The sequence below is a fragment of the Streptomyces sp. TLI_171 genome, from assembly GCF_003610255.1.
Lineage (GTDB): Bacteria > Actinomycetota > Actinomycetes > Streptomycetales > Streptomycetaceae > Kitasatospora.
In genome coordinates this window covers 7018210-7040514 of record NZ_RAPS01000001.1, presented here as the reverse complement: position 1 = coordinate 7040514, position 22305 = coordinate 7018210, and the positions used below count along the sequence as shown (strand labels likewise).

Genomic DNA, 22305 nt, shown 5'->3' with positions numbered 1-22305 from the left:
GGCGTCTGCCCACGGGAGCAGCAGGCAAGCGTCGGCGGACCGCCCTGGGCGGGCTACGGGAGAGGCAGGCCGGCCGCGGTGGTGGCGAGGATGCCGAGGGCGGCCGCGCCGAGCAGGCAGGGGACGATGCCGCGGCGCAGCCCGAGCAGCCAGCCGGCTGCGAGCGCCAGCACCGCGTACTGCCAGGGGCGGCTGAGGGCCAGCGCCAGCGGGAGGGCGGAGCCGGCGATCGCGCCGATCACGGCGGGGCCCGCGCCGGTGAGGAAGTCCTGGACGGCGGTGTTGGCGCGCAGACGGTCGAACTGGGCCGCGCCGAACAGCACGAACAGGAAGGACGGCGCGAACGCGACGGTCGCGGCCAGCAGTCCGCCGAGGACGCCGGCGGCCGCGTAGCCGACCACCGAGACGGTCTGCACGACCGGCCCGGGGGTGATCTGGCCGAGCGCGACGGCGTTCAGGAACTGACCGTCCGTCATCCAGTGGTAGCGGTGGACCGCGTCCTGCTGCATCAGCGGGATGATCACGAATCCGCCGCCGTAGGACAGCGCGCCGACCTTGAACGCCACCCAGGCGAGCGCGCCGAGCCCGCCGGTGGCGGCCAGGCCGGGCGCGAGCAGCGGGAGCGCGAGTCGCGGTCCCTTCGGTGCGGCGGGCGGGTCGGCGTCCGGTCGGCCCAGCGCGGCGTCCCCCGTTGGGTTGGTTCCGCGGGTGCGGCGGCGGAAGGCGATCTCCGCGGCGCCGGCGCCGATCAGGGCGAGCACCAGCCAGGGGCCGGTGAGGATCACGGCGGCCGCGCCGAGCAGCAGGTAGCAGCCCCAGCGCAGCCGGGCCCGGCCGGGGCCGGAGCGCCGCAGGCTGGGCGGGACGAGCGTGCTGGCGGCCTGGACGGCGACGGCGGCGACGGCCGAGCCCGCGCCGGCGGCCGCGCCGAGCACCCAGCGCGGCGGGTTGCCGGCCAGGAACAGGGCGGACAGCAGCAGGATCAGCAGCAGTCCGGGGACGATGAACGCCGCGCCGCCGACCAGTGCGCCGGCGGGGCCGCGCAGTCGCCAGGCGGTGAAGATCGCCAGCTGGGTGGAGGCCGGGCCGGGCAGCAGGTTGGTGGCGGCGATGCCGTCCTCGAACTCGCTCGCGGCGATCCAGCCGCGCTGTTCCACGCAGAGCCTGCGCAGCAGCAGGATGTGCGCGGGCGGTCCGCCGAAGCCGAGGACGCCGATCCGGCCCCACTCCCTGGCGATGACCGTGAGTGGCACCCGATCCGCGGTCCCGTCCGCCATGCCGCTCCGCCCTCCGTCGAATGCCCGCGCGGCCTGCGCGGACGCGGGCCGCACCTTATCGGACCCGAATGGCCTACAGGGGAACGACAACGGTCACCAGTGCAGCCTTTGGATCTTCCTCCGAATTGGGGTTCACTTCCCGTGCGGGCACCAGAGCGGAGGGATCTCGATGGCCGAGCACGCGCACGACGCGCACGACCAGGAGCACGGCCACGACCACGCCGGGCCGGAGGGCCACGAGCACGCCGGACACGGCGGGCATCGCGGTCACAGCCACGCGGTGTCGGCGGACGCGGACCGGAAGTGGCTGTGGAGCGCGCTGGTGCTGCTGCTGGTCTTCATGGCGGGCGAGGTGGTGGTCGGTTTCGCCGCCCAGTCGCTGGCGCTGATCTCGGACGCGGCGCACATGCTGACCGACGCCGCGTCGATCGCGCTGGCCCTGGTGGCGATGCGGCTGGCGGCGCGTCCGGCGCGCGGCGGCTACACGTACGGGCTGAAGCGGGCGGAGATCCTGTCGGCGCAGGCGAACGGGGTCACGCTGCTGGTGCTGTCGGCGTGGCTGGGCTACGAGGCGGTGACGCGGCTGATCTCGCCGCCGGCGGTGACGGGTTCGCTGGTGCTGGTGACGGCGCTGGTCGGCGTGGTGGTGAACATCGCGGCGACCTGGTGCCTGTCGCGGGCGAACCGGTCCTCGCTGAACGTGGAAGGCGCTTTCCAGCACGTCCTGACCGACTTGTACGCGTTCATCGCCACGGCGCTGGCGGGTGCGGTGGTGCTGTTCACCGGGTTCGTGCGGGCGGACGCGATCGCCTCGCTGGTGGTGGTGGCGCTGATGCTGCGGGCCGGGATCGGACTGGTCCGGGACTCGGCGCGGATCTTCCTTGAGGCGGCGCCCGCCGGGATCGACCCGGACCGGGTCGCCGACCGGCTGGTGGCGTTGGAGCAGGTGGAGGAGATCCACGACCTGCACATCTGGGAGATCACCTCGAACGAGCCCGCCCTGTCCGCGCACATCCTGGTCACCCCGGGGGGCGACTGCCACGCGGTACAGCACGAGCTGCAGCGCCGGCTGCGCGAGGAGTACCGGATCACCCACACCACGCTGCAGGTCGATCACGTCGGCGAGGGGGACGCGGACGGGCTGCTGCAGATCGCGCCGAGCAGCGCGGCGGCGGCCGCGGCCGAGGAGGAGGCGCGGGAGCACTGCGCGGACTCGCACGGCCCGGTGCACCGCTCGGGCCCGCACCCGCACTGATCCCGCACCCCCGACGGGAGCCCCCGCGCCCCCGTCGGGAGCCCCCGCACCGCTGACGGGTCGTCACCGTCTCGTCGCCGCCGACTGTCGGCGGGATGCGGCATGATCGGGGGGTGACCGTACCGACCGCACCGCGTCTGATGCTGCTCGACACCGCGAGCCTCTACTTCCGCGCCTACTTCGGCGTCCCGGATTCGCTGCGCTCGCCGCAGGGCGAGCCGGTGAACGCGGTGCGCGGCCTGCTGGACTTCATCTCCCGCCTGGTCCAGGACCACGGTCCCGACCAGCTGGTGGCCTGCATGGACGCCGACTGGCGTCCGCAGTGGCGGGTCGACCTGATCCCCACCTACAAGACCCACCGGGTCGCGGAGGCCGCCACCGACGGCGAGGAGGAGGTGCCGGACACCCTCGCCCCGCAGGTCCCGGTGATCGAGCAGGTGCTGGACGCCGTGGGCCTGGCCCGGGTCGGCGCGCCGGGCTACGAGGCGGACGACGTGATCGGCACGCTGGCCACCCGCGCCACCGGCCCGGTGCAGATCGTCACCGGCGACCGGGACCTGTTCCAGCTGGTCGACGACGCCCGGGCGGTGACGGTGCTGTACCCGGTGAAGGGGATCGGCGCGGCGCAGCGGATGGACGATGCGGCGCTGCTGGAGAAGTACGGCGTCCGCGGCGCGGGTTACGCGGACCTGGCGGCGCTGCGCGGCGACGCCAGTGACGGCCTGCCGGGTGTGAAGGGGATCGGCGAGAAGACCGCGACCCAGCTGATCCAGGAGTACGGCGACCTGGCGGGCGTCCGCGCGGCCGCCGCCGATCCGTCCTCGAAGCTGACGCCGGCCCGCCGCCGGAACCTGCTGGAGGCGGCCCCGTACCTGGAGGTCGCGCCGACCGTGGTGCAGGTCGCCAAGGATGTCGAACTCCCGCCCTTCGACCCCGAGTTGCCGCGCGAGCCGCGCGACCCGATGGCGCTGGAGACGCTCGCCGAGCGGTGGAACCTGGGCACTTCGCTGACCCGCCTGCTGGAGGTGCTGGCCCAGCGCTGAGCGGCGGGCGAGCGGCGGTTCTCAGCGGGGCGCCCCCGTGGGTGCGGCGAACGCGGGGGCGAGGCTGGTCAGGACGGAGCCGGCCCAGCTGCTGGGGCCGAACACGGTGATCGGGAGGGCGAGCAGGCCGTGTTCCTGCCGGAGGGTCTCGGCGGGGACGGCGACCGGGAAGAAGTAGTTGCCGGGGCTGGTCCGGCTCGCGGCGGGGATCGCCGCGAGCACCTCGCCGGGCAGCCGGCCGAACAGGCGCTCGGCCCGGGCGGCGAGTTCGGCGGCGACCTGTCGGGGGGTGTCCTGGTGGTCCGCCAACAGGTGTTCGGCGAGCTGCAGTTGCTCCGGCGACGGTGGGTCCGCCCGGAACGCCTCGGCCGCCTCCGTCCGGTCGGGGCCGAGCAGGACCACGCCGAAGGTCTGCGGCCACAGCCAGCCCTTGGTGACCGAGTGCAGCAGGATCGTGCGGCCGGTCTCCAGCAGCCGCCGGGTGCCGTCGGCGAACGGGGCGCCCAGGTCGTAGACGCTGTCGATCAGCAGCCGGCGCTGCGGCGACTCCCCCAGCCAGGCGGTAAGTTCGGCGCACTCGGGGTCGGTGAGGTACCGGCCGAGCGGCTTGCTGGGGTTGGCGAGCAGCAGGTACTCGGGGCGGTCGGTCGCCGCTGACGCGGGGAGGACCGGGGCGGGCAGGGTCGGGTAGGTCCCCGGGTTCAGGCCGGCGGCGCGGGCCAGCTCGGCGTAGACCGGGTACACGTCCGAGGGAATCCACAACCGGGCCTTCTCGGCGTGCAGTTGACCGAACATCAGGGACAGGCCGTGCCGGACGCCCCGGCTGACCATCGCCCGGCGGGACCACTCCTCGGGCAGCCCGTAGCGGCGCAGCCACGTCCGGGCCAGGTCGCACCGGTACACCGTGCCCGTCCGCGCCGGGGGTGCGGGCCGCAGCGGGGCGAGCGCCCGGTACACGTTGGTCTCCGCGGCGTCCAACAGGCCTGGGGTGGCGCTGAGTTGCCGCTGTCGGTAGTCCTGGAACTCGTCGAACCTCATACCGCCACCGCTCCTTCCGGCAGGATCTCGCTGGCCCGGTCCTCCAGGGAGGCGTAGCAGCGGCCGTCGGCCAGGACGTTCCAGCTGCGGGCGATGCCGTGGGCGCGTTCCCAGTACAGGCTGGGCTCGGTGTAGGCAGCGATCCGCATCGGCCGGCCGGCCCAGCTGCCGTCGAGGACCGGGGCGCCCCAGGGGAGGCGGTCGGCCGTCTCGAAGCCGTGCCGGGCCGCGAACCGGGTGACGACGGACAGCGAGACCTGGTGGTCGCGGCTCCAGGTGTTCGCGGCGCGGTCGAAGTAGAGCGATTCGGTGCTGGTGGAGACGTAGAGCTCCTTGAAGCAGACCTCTTCGACGCCGAGGGCGGCCGCCCAGGAGAGGTAGGCGGCGATGCCGGCCTCGTCGGCGACGCCGCCGTGCTGGAGCACGCAGATCAGGCGCAGCCGCAGGCCCGGCCAGCGGTCGCGTCCGGTGCGCCAGGCGTCGACCAGCGAGGCGACGGGCGTGTCGAGCATCATCAGGCGGGCGCTGACCGCGTCGTCCTGGTGGTGCCGGGAGACGGCCAGCACGCCCAGGCCCGCGTCGCTCAGCGCGGCCAGCCGGTCGGCGCGCTCGCCGGGCCCGCCCTTCGCCAGGGTGTGGCCGTTGGTGATCAGGACGACCTTCGGGAAGGTCGCGGAGCAGGCGGAGACCAGCCGCAGCTGCTGGTCGAACGGCAGGATGGTGGGCTCGCCGCCGCCGGTGATCACCGCGCGTTCGGCGCCGGCCGTGCGGGCCCGTTCCAGCCAGGAGGCGACGGTGTCCCACGGGACGCGGGCCGGGGGCTGGTCGGCGGATATCGAGGCAGCGGAGAAGCAGAACGAGCACTTGGCCTGGCAGGCGGAGGCGACCGGCAGCACCGAGACGGAGCGCGGCCGCAGCTCGGCGTACCGGCGCTGCACCGAGTCGTGCAGATGCAGGGAGGCTGCCATCGCGTCCTCGACGGTGGTCGGACGCAGCGTGAACTCGGGTTCGGTTCCGTCGAGTTCGTGGACGGCGGCGAGCCGGATGGCGGGGCGGTGGAGTTCCGTGCCGAGTCCGGTCGCCGTGTTGGGCACCAGGTCGCCGGGGTCGACCTCGGTCTCCAGCACCAGCAGCCGGTCGCCGGCCACCGCCAGCCGGTCGAGCAGGCGTCGCGCCTTGCGGACGCCGATGCCGAGTTCCGCGCGGGTCAGCAGGTGGAACCGGTCGGGGAAGGTGCTCTCCGGAATGCCCGCCTTGCCGTAGGCGAGCGCGTACTTGTCGAAGCCCTTGGCGAAGTTCGACAGCACGATGACGTGGAAACGCCGGTCGGTACCGTTCATCCCCTCATCATGCACGGGGCGGCTGTCAGCGCTGTGGAGAGGTGCCCGCCCGGGTGCTCAGGCACACCCGGGCGGGCACCTCGTGGGAGCGGCCGGTCCACCAACCGGCCGTCCCGGTCAGGGGGTTGTCAGCCGACCGCGGTGAGGCGGAAGGACTGGGCGGAGCCGCCGGTGCAGGTCCACTGCTGGAGGCGGGCGCCGTCGGCGGTGGAGACGCCGGTGACGTCCAGGCACTTGCCGCTGTTGCGGTTGGTCAGCGTCCAGCTGCCGTCGGCCTGCTGGACGGGCTTGAACTGCTGGTTGGCGCCGCCGGACCACTGCCAGGTCTGGATCGGGGCGCCGTCGGCGGTGGAGGCGCCGGTGACGTCGAGGACCTGGCTCGCGGCGGCGGCGTTGCGGTTGGTGACGCGGTAGTAGCCGTTGTCGGTGGGCGTGAACTGCCACTGCTGGTTGGCGCCGTTGCCGCACGCCCACTGCTGGACGGCGGTGCCGTTGGCGGTGCCCCAGGCGGTGGCGTCCACGCACTTGCCGGAGTTGGCGTTGGCCAGGGTGTACCAGGCCGCGGAGTTGATCGGGCCGCCGGTGCTCCCGCCGCCGGTGGGCGCGCCGGGCCAGGTGAAGGTGGCGACCGCGCCGGCCGGGAGGTCGTAGACCAGGGAGCGGCCGTTGTCGGTGATCGAGAAGTGCTGGGAGCCGCCGGTGGCGTTGAGCACGACCGCGCCGCGCGAGCCGTCCGGGTTCAGGAAGGCGACGTCCTGGAGGCCGCCGCTGCCCTGGCTGGTGGAGCCGATCCGGTGGGCGCCCGCCTTGACGAACTTGGAGACGTGTCCGAGCGCGTAGTACTCGGCGTTCTTGCTGTAGGCGCCGCCGGAGATCTCCAGCACGCCGTTGCAGGTGGTGGAGCAGTTGCCGTACTGCGGGCCGCCGTTGGCGTCCAGCGCCACGTTCCACAGCACGGCGGTGCGGCCGCCGCTGCGCAGGTTGCGGATGATCAGGTTCTCGGTCTGCCACTTCAGGGTGTTGCTGAAGGTCTGCGCCGGGGTCGCCGAGTCGGTGCCGGTGCACTCGGTGAAGAACACCGCCTTGCCGGTGTTCGCGACCTGCTGCTCGGCCTCGGGCTGGCCGCCGTAGCAGTGGAAGGCCGCGCCCTTGAGCCGGGTCACCGAGGCGTCCTGGGAGAGCACGCTCAGCGGGAAGGAGGTGTCGTCCCAGTTGTGGTCGTAGGCGTAGACGTCGGTGGGCAGGCCCGCGGCCGTCAGCTTGGTGTCCAGCACCTTGATGAAGTCGGCCTGTTGGGCGGCGGTCATGCCGGTGGACGGGTAGACCGTCTGGAACTTCGGCTCGTTGGCCACCGTCAGGTCGCTGATCGGGGCGCCGGCCGCGCCGTACGCCTGGACCGCCTTGACCAGGTAGTCGGCGAAGTCGCCGTAGTTCTCCGGCTTCAGGCTGCCGCCGTTCAGCGAGCCCGAGGTCTTCATCCAGGCGGGCGGCGACCACGGGGTGCCCATGATCCGGATGGTCGGGTTGACCGCCCGGGCCTGGTTGATCGCGGGCAGGATCTCCTGCTGGTCGCGGGCGATCGAGAACGCGCCCTTGGTGTCCTCGTACGAGTAGAACGGCAGGTGCGAGACGAAGTCGGAGGCGCCGAGCGGTTGGCGCAGGTAGTTCAGGCCGATGCCGCTGCCGGCGGTGGAGAACAGGTCGTTCATCAGGGCGGCCCGGGTGGTGGCGGACAGGCCCGCCACCAGGTGGGCGGAGGACTCGGTGAACGCCGCGCCGAAGCCGACCAGCGGCTGCTGGACGTCGTTGGCGTTGACGGAGATGTCCTGCGCCTGCGGGCTGGTGGCGGAGAGCGGGACGCTCGCCGCCTGGGCGAGGCGGCTGGATCCGTCGGCGGTGGTGATCCAGACCTGGGCTGTGGTGTCGGCGGCCTGCGCGGCGGCGCCGCCGAGGGTGGTCAGGCCCGCGCCGGCCAGCGCGAGGGTGGCGGCCGCGGCGGCGAGCCTGGTGCGGGTGGAGCGGTGCGTACCGTGCATGGTGCGGCTCCTCGTGGGGGTGTGGGTTGCGGGGTGTGACGGCGGGTCAGCGGTACAGGCGGACGTCCGCGAGGCTCCACCAGTGGGGGGCGGTGGCGGTGGCGGTGATCCGCAGGTAGCGGGTGCGGGTGCCGCGGGCCTCGACGGTGGTCAGCTGGCCCGTCCCGGCGCCGGTCGCCAGGGTGCGCCAGTGGGCGCCGTCCTCGCTCGCCTCCACCTGCCAGCCCCGGGCGTAGTCACCGAGGTTGTCGCCGCTGTCGAGGGCGATCCGGTCGAAGGCGGTGCGCCGGCCGAGGTCGATCTGCAGGTACTGGCCGGGGGCCTGGGCCTGGCCGGTGGACCACCGGGTGGAGGCGTCCGCGTCGATCGCCGACCGGGCGTCCGCGCCCGCGGGTTCGGCGCCGGCGGTGGCGCCGTCCAGCGGGACCTCGCGGGTCGAGGGCTTCGGCGCGCCGGACCTGGGCCAGCTGAAGGTGGCGAGGGCGCCGCCCGGCAGCGCGTACTCGAAGGTCCGGCCGCCGACCGCGACGGCGAACTCCCGCGGCGCGTCGTTCTCGTTGTGCACCACCAGGACGGTCGACCCGTCCGGGTTGCTGAAGGCGACGTCGGTGAGCTGCCCGTTCCAGCCGGTGGTGCCGAAGTTGGTGCTGGCGATCCGGCGGGCGCCGGGCTGCACGAACTTCGACAGGTGGCCGATGGTGTAGTACTCGGCGCCGGTGCTCACGGTGCCGTCGGCGTGGGTGGTGAGCAGCGCGGTGCAGGCGTCGCAGCCGCCGTTGTGCGGGCCGTCCTGCTCGTCCAGCGCGATGTTCCAGTTGAGCACGGACTTGGCCCAGTTGCGGGTGGCGCCGACCGTCAGGTTCCGGGCGTGCCAGGTGAGCGTGGAGCGGAAGGTCTGCGCGGGGGTGTCGGTCGGGCCGTGCGAGCCCGAGCACTCGGTGAACCAGATGCCCTGGTCGGGGTGGGCCGCGTGCAGGGCGCTCTGCGCGGAGGGGTCGCCCGCGTAGCAGTGGTAGGCGGTCCCGGCCAGCCATTCGGCGGCGTCGCTGTCCAGCAGCCGGTACGGGTAGTCGGTCTCCGAGTCCGCGCCGGGCGGGGTATTCTTGACGTCGTCGGGGTGGGTGATCCAGTTGTGGTCGTACCCGAGGATCTTCGTGTGCGGGCTGGCCTGCTTCAGCAGCGGGCCGAGCGCGTTCACCACCGCGATCTCCTGCGCGACCGGCAGGTCGGTGCCCGGGTAGGCGTTGGGCTTGCGGTTCTGCGGCTCGTTCTGGACCGTCAGGTAGTCGATCGGGACGCCGGCCGCGGCGTACGCCTGGACGAACTTCACCAGGTAGCGGGCGTAGGCCTGGTAGACCGCCGGGTCGTCCTTGAGCCGCCCCTCCAGCAGCGAGTCGCTGGTCTTCATCCAGGCGGGCGGGCTCCACGGGGTCGCGACCACCTTCAACTCCGGGTTGAGCCGCCGGGCCTGACGCAGCAGCGGGAGGATCTGCTGCTCGTCGTGGGCGATCGAGAAGTGGCGCAGGCCGAAGTCGGTCCGGCCCGCCGGCACGTCGTCGTAGGTGTAGTGCTGCGGGGCGGCGGTGAAGTCGGAGGATCCGATCACCTGGCGCACCATGCTGACGCCGATGCCCTGCCGGGGGTCGAACAGCCGGCGCATCGCGTCCTCGCGGGCGGCCGGGGGCAGCGCGGTGAGAACGGCCGCCGAGGAGTCGGTGATCGAGGCGCCGAATCCGTCCATGCTCTGGAAGGTCTGCGTCGGGTCGACGGTGATGGTGGTGCGCGGGGACGCCCCCTGGTGGAACGCCACGGGCTCGCGCTGGTGCAGCTGTTCGGCGCCGTCGGAGGTGGTGACCCAGACCTTGACCGCGGACCCGGCCTGTCCGGGGGGTGCGGCGGGGGCCGCGCCCATCAGGCCGAGGGCCAGGACAACGGCCGTGGCGGCACCGAGCGTGCGTCGGGACATCGCTCTCTCACCCTTCATGAAACATAATGAAACATTTCTGAATTCCTCGCCTCGCGTTCAGGAAACGGCACCCCGCTTCTCCCTGTCAAGATTCCTGCAGCCCTTGCCAGGTAAGTGATGTAGGCTCAGTTTCATGAAACAAAAGGCTGAAACAAATGGGTAGACCGAAATCCTCGCGGGTCACCGTCCGGGAGATCGCCGCCGCCGCCGGCGTCTCGCCCGCCACGGTCTCCCGGGTCCTCACCGGTCAGGCCGTGGTCGCCGACGAGACCCGGGCCGCCGTCCGCGACGCGATGGACCGGCTCGGCACGCCCGAACCCGCGGCGAAGCGGACCGCCCGGCCCGGCGCGGTCTTCGTGCGCTGTCCGTACCTGCTGACCGACTACTTCGGCACCATCGTCACCGCCGTCGCCGAGACCCTCGAACGGCACGGGCGGGAGCTGATCCTCAGCGCCGGCGGCTCCACCCGGCACAACGGGGCCCTCGCCGAACTGCCCAGGCGGCGCGACCTGGCCGGCGCGCTGCTGATCCTCCCGGTCGAGGAGGGCGAGGAGCTGGAGCGGCTGCGGCGGCAGGACTTCCCGTTCGTCGTCATCGACCCGCGCACCCCCGTACCCCGCGACATCGCCGCCGTCTCCGCCTCGCACTTCACCGGCGCCCGCAACCTCACCGCCCACCTGGCCGCCCTCGGTCACCGGCGGATCGGCATCATCAACGGCCCCGGCGACTGGCTCGCCAGCACCTCCCGCTTCGCCGGCCACACCTCCGCGCTCGCCGAGGTCGGCGTCCTCATCCCGCCCGAACTCGTCGCCAGCATCGAACCCACCAGCGACTGGGGCTACAGCGCCGCCGGACGCCTCCTCGACCTCCCCGACCGGCCGACCGCGCTGGTCGCCTTCAACGACAAGGCCGCCGTCGGCGCGCTCCGCGCCGCCCACGAACGGGGCCTGCGCGTCCCCGAGGACGTCTCCATCGCCGGCTTCGACGACGACTACCTGAGCCGCACCTCGATCCCCACCCTGACCACCGTCCGCCAGCCCCTCGAGGAGCTCGGCGGCCTCGCCGTCAGCCTGCTGCTCCGGCTGATCGAGGGCACCACCGTCGAAGCCCTCCACGTCGAACTCGCCACCGAGCTCATCACCCGCAACTCCACCGGCCCGGTCCCACCCGCCGCCGCACGCTCGCGGCGGTGAGGCGGTCGATCAGGATTCTAGCGGCGCTAGACAATTGAGCATCGATAGAACTACCTTTGGCACGTCAGCTTTCAGCGCTGGATCTCGGAGGGGTCGTCATGTTCCACGCACTTCAGGTCTTCACCACGGTGGCCGTCGGCCTGCTGGTGGGGGTGGAGTTCTGCGTCGCATTCGTCGTCAACCGGATCCTCAACGCCCTCCCGGACGACGCCCTGGTGCTCGGCCGCGCCCACGGGGGCCGGATGCTCGGGGCCCTGATGCCGTTCTGGTACATCGGCTCGCTCGCCCTGGTCGTGGTCTGGGCCGCCACGGGGTGGCACCGGCCCGGTGCCGGGCTCGTCGTCACCGGCGGCGCCCTGCTGCTGCTCAGCGTGCTGATGTCGGTCCTGCTGCTGGTCCCGATCAACAACCGGGGCAAGACCTGGACCGCGGAGGACCGGCCCGCCGACTGGCGGGAGCAGCACGAGCGCTGGGACCGCCTGCACTACGGCCGCGTCGCCGTCATCGTCGCCGCCTTCGCCCTGCTGGTCACCGCCCTGGTCTGACCGCCGCCGTCGCCGGGACCGCCGCTACGGTGCGGCGAAGGTCCGGCGCAGCGCGGAGGCGATCGGGGCGGGGTCGGCGGCGGGGAGCCGGGCGGTGAGGTGACCGTCGGGGCGGATCAGCACGGATTCCCCGTCGTGGGGCGCGTAGGTGTGCTGGAAGGTGGCCAGCGGGTCGTGCAGGTAAGGGAGTTGGAGGTCCTCCGGGCGGGCCGTGGCGTCGGGGGCGAGCAGCACGTGGACGTCCAGCAGGTCGTGGGCGGCGGCGCGGGCCGCGGCGGCGGCGGCGCGCAGGGTGGCCGCCGAAGTGGTGGGGCCGGCGTGCAGCAGCAGGGTGTGGCGGGGGCTGCGGAGCAGGTCGAAGAGCCGGGCCGGGTAGCCGGCGAGGGGGCGGCGCAGTCCGCTGCAGTCGGGGGCGCGGTCGCCGGAGCCGGAGGGGTCGGTGAGCGGGCTGTCGCGGTAGGAGATCAGCAGTTGGGCTTCGCGCAGCAGGTTGGCGGTGAGGTCGGGGAGGCCCTCGCGGGCGTGTCTGACGGTGCGTCCGACCACCTCTTCGCCGACGGGGTGGCGTTCGGCGTGGTAGCTGTCGAGGAGCCCGTCGGCGGCCAGGCCGTGCACCGCGAGGGCGAGTTTCCAGGCCAGGTTGTGGGCGTCCTGGATGCCGGTGTTCATGCCCTGCGCGCCGGTCGGCGGGTGGATGTGCGCGGCGTCGCCGGCCAGGAACAGACGCCCGGCCCGGTAGCGGTCGGCGAGCCGGTGGCTGATCCGGAAGGTCGAGGACCAGCGCAGCGCGCTCGCGGTGACGGGTTGCGGGGAGAGCCGGTCGAGGACGGTCTGCAGATGGTGCAGGCCCGGGCCCTCGCCGCCCTGCAGACCGTGGGCGAGACCGCCGGCGGTGGCGAGTTCGGGCGCCACCCGGGAGGAGATCCGGTACCGGCGGCGCCCGGGCAGCGGGACGGCCACCAGCGCGTCGCCGGGGTCGTGGCCGGTGGCGCGGACGGCGTACCCGGCGGGCAGGTCCCAGTCGAGTTCGACGTCGCCGAGCATGTACTGCTCGGGGAAGGCGTCGCCCTCGAAAGCGATCCCGGCGCCCTTGCGGACCCTGCTGTGCGCGCCGTCGCAGCCGATCACGTACCGCGCGGCCAGGGTGCGGCCGTCGGAGAGCGTCACCTCGACGTGCTCGGAATCCTGCTGAAGGTCCGTCACCTCGACGCCGCGCTCGATGCGGGTGCCGAGGGCGGCCAGGTGCTCGGTGAGCAGCCGTTCGGTGGTGTACTGCGGCAGGGCGGCGAACCGGTAGGGGATGTCGGCGGGCAGGTCGAGGACGGTGCGCGGGCCGGGGGTGCCGGCGGTGAAGCCGAGCTGGCCGTGCAGCGGGAGCGCCTCGTCCAGGACCGGACCGATCAGGCCCATCGCCTCCCACACCTCCATGGTGCGGGGCTGGATGCCGACGGCCTTGGCGTAGGGCTGGCGCCGGGTGAGCAGGTCGACGATCCGGCAGTGCACGCCGTGCCGGCGCAGTTCGGCGGCGGCGGTCAGGCCGACCGGCCCGGCGCCGACCACGAGTACGTCGATGGTTTCCGCGGCCATGGGCCCACTCCTCGCAGCGCGTCGGCCCCCTCGTCCAGGCTGCGCCGTGCACACCTGCCCCGGCCACTCGAACGGACGCCGGGCCCCGCCGCCCGAGGGGGCGGCGGGGCCCGGCGCCCAGCGTCCGGACGGCTGCGGGGCGGGCGGTCAGCCGACCGAGGAGTACGCGATGATGCCGCGCCGCATCCCGTCGACGGCCTTGCGGGCGGTCCGGCGGAGTTCGAGGTTCTCGCCCGCGGCGTCCTGGATCTGGCCGAGCACGTCGATCAGCTGCTTGGTCCAGCGGACGAAGTCGCCGGCCGGCATGTCGGCGTCGCGGAGCACCGAGTCCAGGTCGTGGCCGAGGGCCCACCGGTAGGCGATCCAGGCGAAGCCCAGGTCGGGTTCGCGCTGGCCGACGCCCTCGGCGGTGGAGATCTTGTGCTGCTCCTCCAGGGCGTCGAGGTGGCCCCAGATCCGGATCATCCGGCCGAGCGCCTCCTTGGCCCCGCCCTCGGGGACCCGCGGGGCGACGGCGTCGTCGGACTGCCGGGCCTCGTAGACCAGCGCCGAGGCGCAGGCGGCGAGTTCGGCGGCGGCGAGGCCGTCCCAGACGCCTTCCCGGATGCACTCGGAGGCGAGCAGGTCGAGTTCGCCGTACAGCCGGGCGAGGCGCTTGCCGTCGGCGGTGACGGTGTCGCCCTGCAGGTAGCCGAGGTCGGTGAGCAGGCCGCAGACCCGGTCGAAGGTGCGGGCGATGGTGTGGGTGCGGGAGCGCATCTTGCGCTGCAGCAGGTCGGTGTCGCGGTGCAGGCGGTGGTAGCGCTCGGCCCACCGGGCGTGGTCCTCGCGCTCGTCGCAGCCGTGGCAGGGGTGCTGGCGCAGCGCGGTGCGCAGCCGGCTGATCTCGGGGTCGTCGGCGGCGGCCGCGCGGCCCTTGCGGAAGCGCTCGGGCTCCAGGTGTCCGGCCTTGGTCCGCAGGGCGGAGGCGAGGTCGCGGCGGGACTGCGGGCTGCGCGGGTTGAAGGACTTCGGGATGCGCATCCGGTCCATGGCGGCGACCGGGTGCGGGAAGTCGATCATCGCGAGGCGCTTGACCTGGCGCTCGGCGGTGAGCACCACCGGGCGCGGCCCGTCCTGGAAGTCGGGGTGGCGGGGGCCGCCGCGCCCGTGCCCGTTGCGGCTGACCGGCGGCAGGCCGGGGTCGAGGACCAGCGCGAGGCCGGCGAACTTGCCGGTGGGGACGTGGATGATGTCGCCCGGCTTGAGCTGCTCGATGGCCTCGATCGCGGCGGCGCGGCGCTGGGTGGAGCCCTCGCGGGCGAGTTCGTTCTCGCGGTCCTTGAGCTGCCGGCGCAGGCCCATGTACTCGTCGAAGTCGCCGAGGTGACAGGTCATCGACTCGCGGTAGCCGTCGAGGCCCTCCTCGTTGCGCTGCACCTGGCGGGAGATGCCGACCACCGAGCGGTCGGCCTGGAACTGCGCGAAGGAGGTCTCCAGCAGTTCGCGGGAGCGGTGCCGCCCGAACTGGCCGACCAGGTTGACGGCCATGTTGTACGAGGGCCGGAACGAGGACTTCAGCGGGTAGGTGCGGGTGCCGGCCAGGCCCGCCAGCGCCTCCGGGTCGAGCCCGCGCTGCCAGAGCACCACGGCGTGGCCCTCGACGTCGATGCCGCGGCGGCCCGCCCGGCCGGTGAGCTGGGTGTACTCGCCGGGGGTGATGTCGGCGTGGGTCTCGCCGTTCCACTTGACCAGCTTCTCCATGACCACCGAGCGGGCGGGCATGTTGATGCCGAGGGCGAGCGTCTCGGTGGCGAAGACCGCCTTGACCAGCCCCTTGACGAACAGTTCCTCGACGACCTCCTTGAACCGCGGCAGCATGCCGGCGTGGTGGGCGGCGATGCCGCGCTCCAGGCCGTCCAGCCACTCGTAGTAGCCGAGGACGTGCAGGTCCTCGTCGGGGATGTCGCGGCAGCGCTCCTCGACGAACTGGCGGACCGTCAGGCGGTCGGCCTCCCGGTTCAGCCGCAGGCCGGAGTTGAGGCACTGCTGGACGGCGGCCTCGCAGCCGGCCCGGCTGAAGATGAAGGTGATCGCGGGCAGCAGGCCCTCGGCGTCCAGCCGGTCGATCACGTCGACCCGGCCGGGCGTCCAGATCCGGCCGGGGCGGCCGGCGGGCATCGAGCGGCCGCGGCCGCGGGCGAACCGGTCCCGGCCGCGGTCGGCCTCGGAGCGGGCCAGGCGCACCAGTTCGGGGTTGACCGCCTTGGCGGGGTTCTTCAGGCTGCCCTTGGGGCGGCCGTCCCGGTCGGGGCTGGCGAACAGGTCGTACATCCGGTTGCCGGCCATCACGTGCTGCCAGAGCGGCACGGGGCGGTGCTCGGAGACGATCACCTCGGTGCCGCCGCGCACGGTGTCCAGCCAGTCGCCGAACTCCTCGGCGTTGGAGACGGTCGCGGACAGCGACACCAGGGTCACCGACTCGGGAAGGTGGATGATGACCTCCTCCCAGACCGCGCCGCGGAACCGGTCGGCGAGGTAGTGCACCTCGTCCATCACCACGTAGCCGAGGCCGTCGAGGGCGCTGGAGCCGGCGTACAGCATGTTGCGCAGCACCTCGGTGGTCATCACCACCACCGGCGCGTCGCCGTTCACCGAGTTGTCGCCGGTGAGCAGGCCGACCTTGGCGGCGCCGTAGCGCTTGACCAGGTCTCCGTACTTCTGGTTCGACAGCGCCTTGATGGGCGTGGTGTAGAAGCACTTCAGACCGCCGGCCAGGGCGAGGTGCACGGCGAACTCGCCGACGATGGTCTTGCCGGACCCGGTCGGCGCGGCGACCAGGACGCCCTTGCCGCTCTCCAGCGTCTCGCAGGCCTTCACCTGGAACTCGTCGAGCGGGAAGTCGTACAACTGCTGGAAGCCGTACAGGGCCGTCGCCTGCACCCTGGCGCGCTCGCGCGCGGCGGCGTACCGCTCGGCCGGGCTGAGCTGCTCTTCTTCGGGCATGGGAGTGCCGGGCACTGGCGTCACCTGTTCTTCCCGTGAGTGTGGCTGGACGAGAACGCAGACGGCGACGCCTGCGGCTGCGGGGCCGTGGCCCTGGGGGGCGACGGGGCGCAGCAGGTGTGTGGAGTATGGTGATCGAGCATCTCAGCCTGAGATTACCCGTCCGGAGTGACATCAACAGCAGACTTTCCCGGCACTTCGGGGGCGGGCCCGGAGCGTGACGGGACGGCTGCCGACGGTGAGTGCGGCCCGGCCGGAAAACCCGGTGACGGTCGAACGGGTGTGCCGCTAGCGTCCGGGGTGTGGCCAAGTTGAACCAGATCATCGCCGTGGAAAAAGGCGTCAAGTCGAAGTCGTTCCAGGAGCTGACGCAGTCCCACCAGGACCTGCAGAAGCCCGCGCTGCTGGCGGGCCTGTCCCGGACGTACCAGCCCAAGGACGAGGAGGGCGAGCAGTTGCCCCCCGAGTCCACCCGTGTGCAGGTCAAGGCGGAGGACGTGCTGCGTGCCACCGCCGGGACGCTGACCAGGCTGTTCGACGTGACGGCCACCAAGGACTGGGCGAACACCGAGGCCCGGGCCGACGTGGTGGTGGACGGGCGGACGCTGGTGGCGGACGCGCCCGTGACGTACCTGCTCTTCCTGGAGAAGCAGTTGACGGACCTTCGGACGTTCGTCCGCAAGCTCCCGGTGCTGGACGCCGCGGAGTCCTGGTCGCTCGACCCGTCGACGGACGCGTGGAAGACCGAGGCGGTGCGGACGATCCGGACCAAGAAGGTGCCGCGCAACCACGTGAAGGCGGAGGCGACGGAGAAGCACCCGGCGCAGGTCGAGGTCTACTACGAGGACATCGCGGTCGGGTACTGGACGACGGTGAAGTTCTCCGGTGCCCTCCCGGCGCGGCGGGTCAACGAACTGCTGGAGCGGGTGGAGAAGCTGCAGCAGGCCGTGCAGTTCGCCCGCGAGGAGGCCAACGCGGCGGAGGTGACCGACCGGCGGGTCGGCGACGCCGTCTTCGGCTACCTGTTCGGGTAGCCCCACGATCTCCCCCGGGTGAGACCGGGGGTGGCGCGAAGAGCGCAAGCTGACACTGAAGTTGAAGCTGACATCGGGGACCAGTGGGGGTTCGAATCCCTCCCCCGGCACCACGTGCCGGGGTAGCCCAAGCGGCAGAGGCAGCCCCGTCAATCTCAGACTCTCGCTCAAGTCTCAGCATTCGCCGCCGAGCGCCGGATCGACCGGTCGAGGGCCGTGAACGTCGGATGCGGGTTCGACTCCCGCCTGCGCCTCTCCCGTGGCGCGGTAGCTTCAATGGCAAAGCACGACGTCGTGAGAGTGACCCTCGACCTTAAACGTGCCGGCGCAGAGCAATTGGGTGGCACCTCAGGGGCCCGGGAGCTGGATACCGCTCCCGGGCCCCGTCACGTGTGCGCACCGTTCCCCGGCGGCGGCCGCAGAAATCACGTTCGAGCGAACTGCTCACATCCTGAGTTGCAAATGTCTTCAACCGATCGCCAGAACGGCGCTCCGCGATCAGAACCTGGACAGCATCGAAGGATTCCGATCAACAGTCGGATGTCGTGCGATCTCGTTCCTACAGTCGTGCCACCGACCCCGGCAGGACAGGAGAACAGGCGATGGCCAATCTGGAGACCTCGCTCAAGGAAGCCATGACCATTGAGGGAGCCATCGGCGTGGCCCTGGTGGACTACGGCAGTGGCATGGCGCTGGGCACGCTCGGCGACGGCGGCGAGATCGATCTGAACGTGGCGGCGGCCGCCAACACCGATCTGGTCCGTGCGAAGATGCGGGCGATGGAAATGCTCAACCTCCACGAGGACGGCATCGAGGACATCCTGGTCACGCTGACCGGGCAGTACCACCTGATCCGGCCGCTCACCACGTCCAGCGGCCGCGGCCTGTTCCTGTACCTCGCGCTCAACCGCAGCCGCTCCAACCTGGCGATGGCCCGGCACCAGTTGAAGCGGATCGAGTCGACGCTGGAGGTCTGAGCGCGGGACGGCGGCCCGCAGGCCGCCGGGAAGGGGAGGAAGCATGCCCGTACCGCTGTACCAGGCCAAGGCCGAGTTCTTCCGCATGCTCGGGCACCCGGTCCGAATCCGGGTGCTCGAACTGCTCCAGGCCGGGCCCACGCCCGTCCGCGACCTGCTGCCGGAACTGGACATCGAACCGTCCAGCCTGTCCCAGCAGCTCGCCATCCTCCGCCGCTCCGGCCTGGTCACCGCGACCCGCGAAGGGTCCACCGTGGTCTACGCGCTGGCCGGCGCCGACGTCGCCGAACTGCTGCGGACCGCGCGGCGCATCCTCACCGAGCTGCTCGCCGACCAGGGCATGCTGCTGGAGGAGCTCCGCGCCACGCGCTAGCCGGGCCGCGGAGCCGACACACTCCCGTTGTCACCCCGAAGGTGGCGGCGGGAGTACTTCTTTGCTCAACTCCTGTGGGCCGCACGGTCCTTGTGGCGGGCGACGGCGGCCTCGCCGTCCGGGCGGCGACGCTGCGGCCGGGGTCGGCCCGGGAGGCGATGAAGGCCCCGTCGACGCCCGCGACCGAGATCGGCATCCTGGTGGAGTGCCGCCGCCTGGTCGGCGGCCAGGAGGACATGATCATCGACATCGCGCTCAACCTGGCGGCGCAGACCCCCGCCGCCGCGGCTAACGGGTGATCAGTTTCGCCAGGCCGTCGGCGAGGCGGAGGTACTCCTCGGGGCGGTTGTAGAGCTGGGCGCTGATCCGGAGGATGCCGCCGCCCTGCCAGGGTCGGACGGCGATCCGGGTGGCGAGGGTGCGGCGGACGGCGACCATCAGGGCCTTGGCGGCGTGCTCGTGCTCGGCGACCCCGGGTGGGAGGCGGACGGTGCGCATGCCGAGGCCGGGGAGGGCGGGGAGGGCCCGCAGGCCGGCCCGTTCGACCAGCAGCTGTTGGCCGTGGGCGGCCAGCCGGTCGTTGTGCGCGCGGAGCTGGTCGGCGCCGATGCGGTCCAGCAGCGCGAAGCCGGCGGGGGCGGCCAGCCAGGGCGTGTAGTCGAAGGTCCCGCGCCATTCGACCCGCCAGGGGAAGCCGCGGTCGTGCTCCCAGGAGAACGTCAGCGGGCGGACCCGGGGGCGCCACGGGCGGTCGACCGCGAGCACGCCGGCGGCGCGCGGGGCGAACGCCCACTTGTGCAGGTTGCCGACCCAGAAGTCGGCGCCGCCGGCGGCGCCGCCGAGGTCGACGGGGAGGGCGCCGGGCGCGTGCGCGGCGTCGACCACGGTGGTGACGCCGCGGGCGCGCAGGTCGGCGAGCAGCGCGGGGGTGGCGACGGCGCGGGCGGTGGGCGAGCTGACCAGGTCGAGGACGGCGACCCTGGTGCGCGGTGTGACGGCGGCCAGCACCCGTTCGGCGACGGCCTGTTCGTCGGGGGTGTGCGGGGAGATCCGGATGCAGTGGACGCGGGCGCCGCTCTCCGCGGCGCGCCGTTCGGCGGCCCGGGTGACCACGCCGTAGCCGTGGTCGGTGACCAGGATCCGGTCGCCCTCGGCGAGCGGGACGGAGTCCAGTGCGACGGCGACGCCCTCGGTGACGTTGGTGATCAGGGCGAGCCGGTCGGGGTGGCCGCCGAGGGCGGCGGCGATCTCGGCGCGGGCCCGGCCGATCCGGTCGGGGGCGTCCTGGAAGAAGTTGTCGGGGTCGCGTTCCAGTTCGGCGCGGAGCTTCGCCTGCAGGCGCTGGACCGGTACCGGCACGGCCCCGTAGGAGCCGTGGTTGAGGTGCGCGATGCCCGGGTCGAGGCCGAACAGCGTGCTGCTGCCGCTCAGCGGCGCGGGTGCGGCCGCCTGGTTCCCCGGATTCGTCATTGCCACCCTCTCCATGCTGTGTGACATTTCACACTGCATACTTCTAGCCGAACCGACCCCGGCACGGCAACCATCGGCGGGTGACTCACACCGACCCCTACCTCGCGCTGAGCGCCGCCACCGGCCGCTTCAGCTACGGTTCGCCCCGCGCCGTCACCCTCGCGGCCGACGCGACCCGCGCCCTGTTCCTGCGCTCCACCGGTCCGACCGACCCGGTGGAGCGCCTCTGGCTGCACGACCTGGCGAGCGGGCAGCAGCGGATGGTCGCCGACCCGGCGGCGATCGACCCGCACCGCACCGGCGAGACCTCCGAACTCCCGCCGCTGGAGCGCCGGTTGCGCGAGCGGATCCGGCTGTGGGCGCCCGGTATCGGCTCGTTCGCCGCCACCGCGGACCTGGCCACCGCGGTGTTCGCGCTGGACGGCCGGGTCTTCCGCTGCGACACCGCGACCGGCGCCTGCACCGAACTCCCGCTCGCCGGACCCGCGTTCGACCCCCGCCCGAACCAGGACGGCACGACGGTGGCGTACGTGGCGGACGGCGCGCTGCACCTGACCCCGGGCGGGCGGCTCAGCCCCGCGGACGGCGCACTGTGGGGCGTGGCCGAGTTCGCCGCACAGGAGGAGCTGGGCCGCACCCGCGGCCACTGGTGGTCGCCGGACGGGACCGCGCTGCTGGCCGCCCGGGTGGACGAGTCCGCCCTGCCGCTGCGGCACTTCGCCGACCCGGCGCACCCGGAGCGGGCCCCGGAGTCCTTCGCCTACCCGCAGGCCGGCGGCCCGAACGCGGACGTCCAGCTGTGGGTGCTGCGGCTGGACGGCGGCCGGGTCCGACTGCGCTGGGACGAGCACGCCTACCCCTACCTGACGGCGGCGGACTGGGCCGGCGAGGGCGAGCTGCTGCTGACCGTCGCGGACCGGCTGCAGCAGAACGTGCTGCTGCTGAGCGCCGACCCGGCGACCGGCGCAACGCGTGAACTCTCGCGCACCGTCGACGAGTTCTGGGTGGACCCGCTGCCGGGCACGCCGCTGCGGCTGGCCGACGGCCGGGTGCTGACCTCCGCGGACACCCCGGCGGCCCGCGGCGTGGCCCTGGACGGGAAGATCCTCACCGACGAGCGGCTGCAGGTGCGCCGGGTGGTCGGCCCCTGGCGGGACGGCCGGCTGCTGATCGAGGCCGGCGACGGCGACCCGGCCGACCAGCACGTGTTCCTGCTCGACCCGGACACCGGCGCGCCGGAGAAGCTCACCGAGGGCCCGGGCGTGCACGCGGTGGCCGCGCACGGCGAGGGCGTGCTGCTGCTCACCTCGGCCACCCCGGACGGCATCCGCCGCGAGCTGCGGACCGCCGCGGGACACACCGCCTTCCCCGACCTGGCGGCCGAACTGCCGTACCGCCCACGCCCGTTGCTGGCCCGGGTGACCGAACACGGCCTGCCCACCGCGGTGCTGTACCCGCGCGGGCACCTGGCCGGCCGCCGGCTGCCGGTGCTGCTGGACGTGTACGGCGGCCCGGGCGCCCAGGTGGTCGCCAACGAGCCGCGCCGCTGGCAGCCCAAGCAGTGGTGGGCCGACCAGGGCTTCGCGGTGGTGACGGTGGACAACCGCGGCACCCCGTTCGTCTCGCCGGACTTCACCCGGGCGATCTTCCGCCGCTTCTCCCAGGTCGCACTGGACGACCAGGTGGCGGCGCTGCGGGCGCTCGGCGCCGAGCACCCGGACCTGGACCTGCAGCGGGTCGGGGTGCGCGGCTGGTCCTACGGCGGGTACTTCGCCGCGCTGGCGGTGCTGCGCCGCCCGGACGTGTTCCACGCGGCCAGCGCGGGCGCTCCGCCGACCGACTTCCGGCTGTACGACACGGCCTACACGGAGCGGTACTTGGGGCTGCCGCAGGACAACCCGGAGGGGTACGCGGCGGACTGCCTGGTGGACGACGCGCCGGGGCTGAGCCGCCCGCTGCTGCTGATCCACGGGCTGGCGGACGACAACGTGCACCCCTCGCACACCCTGCTGCTGTCCGAGGCCCTGACCCGGGCGGGCCGCCCGCACAGCGTGCTGCCGCTGCCGGGGGTGAGCCACATGACGCCGAACGGGGTGCTGGAGCAGGTGGCCGCGGTGGAACTCGACTTCCTGAGAAGGGAGTTGGGTGCGACCCCTTCCCTGTAATGGATGACATGTGAAATATTA

The 22305-nt window shown here is 73.0% G+C and carries 17 protein-coding genes; 9 read left to right on the top strand and 8 right to left on the bottom strand.

Annotated elements, in window-relative coordinates; translation table 11 throughout:
• Positions 1 to 53: 53 nt before the first annotated feature.
• On the bottom strand, positions 54 to 1253 hold the full coding sequence (chrA, locus tag BX266_RS31205) for a chromate efflux transporter (RefSeq protein ID WP_259464941.1): 1200 nt from the start codon (positions 1251 to 1253) through the stop codon (positions 54 to 56).
• A 193-nt stretch (positions 1254 to 1446) separates the two neighbouring features.
• On the opposite strand from chrA, the gene BX266_RS31200 reads away from it, so the two are divergent.
• Both BX266_RS31200 and BX266_RS31195 read left to right on the top strand, forming a co-directional pair.
• Entirely contained in the window at positions 1447 to 2532 is a 1086-nt protein-coding gene (locus BX266_RS31200; RefSeq protein WP_099905318.1) for a cation diffusion facilitator family transporter, read from the top strand.
• Positions 2533 to 2672: 140 nt separating this feature from the next.
• Positions 2673 to 3575: a 5'-3' exonuclease gene (locus tag BX266_RS31195; RefSeq protein WP_099905316.1), complete on the top strand. Its 903-nt coding sequence runs from the start codon at positions 2673 to 2675 to the stop codon at positions 3573 to 3575.
• Between the two features lie 21 nt (positions 3576 to 3596).
• Here BX266_RS31195 and BX266_RS31190 read toward each other — a convergent pair whose 3' ends face one another.
• The 4 genes from BX266_RS31190 to BX266_RS31175 all read right to left on the bottom strand — a co-directional run bounded on the left by BX266_RS31190 (position 3597) and on the right by BX266_RS31175 (position 9955).
• Positions 3597 to 4613: an aminotransferase class I/II-fold pyridoxal phosphate-dependent enzyme gene (locus BX266_RS31190; protein ID WP_099905314.1), complete on the bottom strand. Its 1017-nt coding sequence runs from the start codon at positions 4611 to 4613 to the stop codon at positions 3597 to 3599.
• Positions 4610 to 5953, bottom strand: a complete 1344-nt coding sequence (locus tag BX266_RS31185) for a radical SAM protein (RefSeq protein WP_099905312.1) — start codon at positions 5951 to 5953, stop codon at positions 4610 to 4612. Before BX266_RS31185 ends, BX266_RS31190 begins: the two co-directional genes overlap by 4 nt.
• A gap of 128 nt (positions 5954 to 6081) precedes the next feature.
• The gene (locus BX266_RS31180) at positions 6082 to 7989 is read right to left on the bottom strand and encodes an RICIN domain-containing protein (RefSeq protein ID WP_099905310.1); all 1908 of its coding nucleotides are present in this window, start codon (positions 7987 to 7989) and stop codon (positions 6082 to 6084) included.
• Positions 7990 to 8035: 46 nt separating this feature from the next.
• The gene (locus BX266_RS31175) at positions 8036 to 9955 is read right to left on the bottom strand and encodes a discoidin domain-containing protein (RefSeq protein ID WP_099905308.1); all 1920 of its coding nucleotides are present in this window, start codon (positions 9953 to 9955) and stop codon (positions 8036 to 8038) included.
• 155 nt (positions 9956 to 10110) lie between these two features.
• Here BX266_RS31175 and BX266_RS31170 point away from each other — a divergent pair, with 155 nt between their 5' ends.
• Together BX266_RS31170 and BX266_RS31165 are read left to right on the top strand one after the other, a co-directional pair.
• Positions 10111 to 11148, top strand: coding sequence for a LacI family DNA-binding transcriptional regulator (locus BX266_RS31170; protein ID WP_099905307.1), 1038 nt, complete (start codon positions 10111 to 10113; stop codon positions 11146 to 11148).
• A gap of 98 nt (positions 11149 to 11246) precedes the next feature.
• Positions 11247 to 11693 (top strand): DUF1772 domain-containing protein, encoded by a 447-nt coding sequence (locus BX266_RS31165; RefSeq protein ID WP_099905305.1) that lies wholly within the window; start codon positions 11247 to 11249, stop codon positions 11691 to 11693.
• 24 nt (positions 11694 to 11717) lie between these two features.
• Here the strand turns inward: BX266_RS31165 and BX266_RS31160 are convergent, their stop codons facing one another.
• A complete protein-coding gene (locus BX266_RS31160) occupies positions 11718 to 13280 on the bottom strand; it encodes an FAD-dependent monooxygenase (RefSeq protein ID WP_099905303.1) in 1563 nt (520 codons plus the stop codon).
• Positions 13281 to 13427: 147 nt separating this feature from the next.
• Positions 13428 to 16265, bottom strand: a complete 2838-nt coding sequence (locus BX266_RS31155) for an RNA helicase (protein WP_099905301.1) — start codon at positions 16263 to 16265, stop codon at positions 13428 to 13430.
• A gap of 302 nt (positions 16266 to 16567) precedes the next feature.
• Between BX266_RS31155 and BX266_RS31150 the strand changes: the two genes are divergently transcribed.
• From BX266_RS31150 to BX266_RS40290, 4 genes are all read left to right on the top strand, one after another.
• Complete coding sequence (locus BX266_RS31150; RefSeq protein WP_120314439.1) at positions 16568 to 17299, top strand: hypothetical protein; 732 nt, start codon at positions 16568 to 16570, stop codon at positions 17297 to 17299.
• Between the two features lie 602 nt (positions 17300 to 17901).
• The gene (locus tag BX266_RS31145; RefSeq protein WP_099905299.1) at positions 17902 to 18276 is read left to right on the top strand and encodes a hypothetical protein; all 375 of its coding nucleotides are present in this window, start codon (positions 17902 to 17904) and stop codon (positions 18274 to 18276) included.
• Between the two features lie 43 nt (positions 18277 to 18319).
• Positions 18320 to 18649, top strand: a complete 330-nt coding sequence (locus BX266_RS31140; protein WP_099905297.1) for a helix-turn-helix transcriptional regulator — start codon at positions 18320 to 18322, stop codon at positions 18647 to 18649.
• 74 nt (positions 18650 to 18723) lie between these two features.
• Complete coding sequence (locus tag BX266_RS40290; protein WP_099905295.1) at positions 18724 to 18948, top strand: hypothetical protein; 225 nt, start codon at positions 18724 to 18726, stop codon at positions 18946 to 18948.
• Here BX266_RS40290 and BX266_RS31130 read toward each other — a convergent pair.
• Positions 18938 to 20119, bottom strand: coding sequence for an aminotransferase class V-fold PLP-dependent enzyme (locus tag BX266_RS31130; RefSeq protein WP_259464940.1), 1182 nt, complete (start codon positions 20117 to 20119; stop codon positions 18938 to 18940). The two genes, BX266_RS40290 and BX266_RS31130, sit on opposite strands and share 11 nt — an antisense overlap.
• 80 nt (positions 20120 to 20199) lie before the next feature.
• Here BX266_RS31130 and BX266_RS31125 point away from each other — a divergent pair, with 80 nt between their 5' ends.
• Positions 20200 to 22284: a prolyl oligopeptidase family serine peptidase gene (locus tag BX266_RS31125; protein WP_099905291.1), complete on the top strand. Its 2085-nt coding sequence runs from the start codon at positions 20200 to 20202 to the stop codon at positions 22282 to 22284.
• Positions 22285 to 22305 lie beyond the last annotated feature (21 nt).

Excerpts from the sequence above, each read along its gene's own strand:
- BX266_RS31200 (WP_099905318.1), top strand. The coding sequence starts at position 1,447 with ATGGCCGAGCACGCGCACGACGCGCACGACCAGGAGCACGGCCACGAC.
- BX266_RS31195 (WP_099905316.1), top strand. The coding sequence starts at position 2,673 with ATGCTGCTCGACACCGCGAGCCTCTACTTCCGCGCCTACTTCGGCGTC.
- BX266_RS31190 (WP_099905314.1), bottom strand. The coding sequence starts at position 4,613 with ATGAGGTTCGACGAGTTCCAGGACTACCGACAGCGGCAACTCAGCGCC.
- BX266_RS31185 (WP_099905312.1), bottom strand. The coding sequence starts at position 5,953 with ATGAACGGTACCGACCGGCGTTTCCACGTCATCGTGCTGTCGAACTTC.
- BX266_RS31180 (WP_099905310.1), bottom strand. The coding sequence starts at position 7,989 with ATGCACGGTACGCACCGCTCCACCCGCACCAGGCTCGCCGCCGCGGCC.
- BX266_RS31175 (WP_099905308.1), bottom strand. The coding sequence starts at position 9,955 with ATGTCCCGACGCACGCTCGGTGCCGCCACGGCCGTTGTCCTGGCCCTC.
- BX266_RS31170 (WP_099905307.1), top strand. The coding sequence starts at position 10,111 with ATGGGTAGACCGAAATCCTCGCGGGTCACCGTCCGGGAGATCGCCGCC.
- BX266_RS31165 (WP_099905305.1), top strand. The coding sequence starts at position 11,247 with ATGTTCCACGCACTTCAGGTCTTCACCACGGTGGCCGTCGGCCTGCTG.
- BX266_RS31160 (WP_099905303.1), bottom strand. The coding sequence starts at position 13,280 with ATGGCCGCGGAAACCATCGACGTACTCGTGGTCGGCGCCGGGCCGGTC.
- BX266_RS31155 (WP_099905301.1), bottom strand. The coding sequence starts at position 16,265 with ATGCCCGAAGAAGAGCAGCTCAGCCCGGCCGAGCGGTACGCCGCCGCG.
- BX266_RS31145 (WP_099905299.1), top strand. The coding sequence starts at position 17,902 with ATGGCCAATCTGGAGACCTCGCTCAAGGAAGCCATGACCATTGAGGGA.
- BX266_RS31140 (WP_099905297.1), top strand. The coding sequence starts at position 18,320 with ATGCCCGTACCGCTGTACCAGGCCAAGGCCGAGTTCTTCCGCATGCTC.
- BX266_RS31130 (WP_259464940.1), bottom strand. The coding sequence starts at position 20,119 with ATGACGAATCCGGGGAACCAGGCGGCCGCACCCGCGCCGCTGAGCGGC.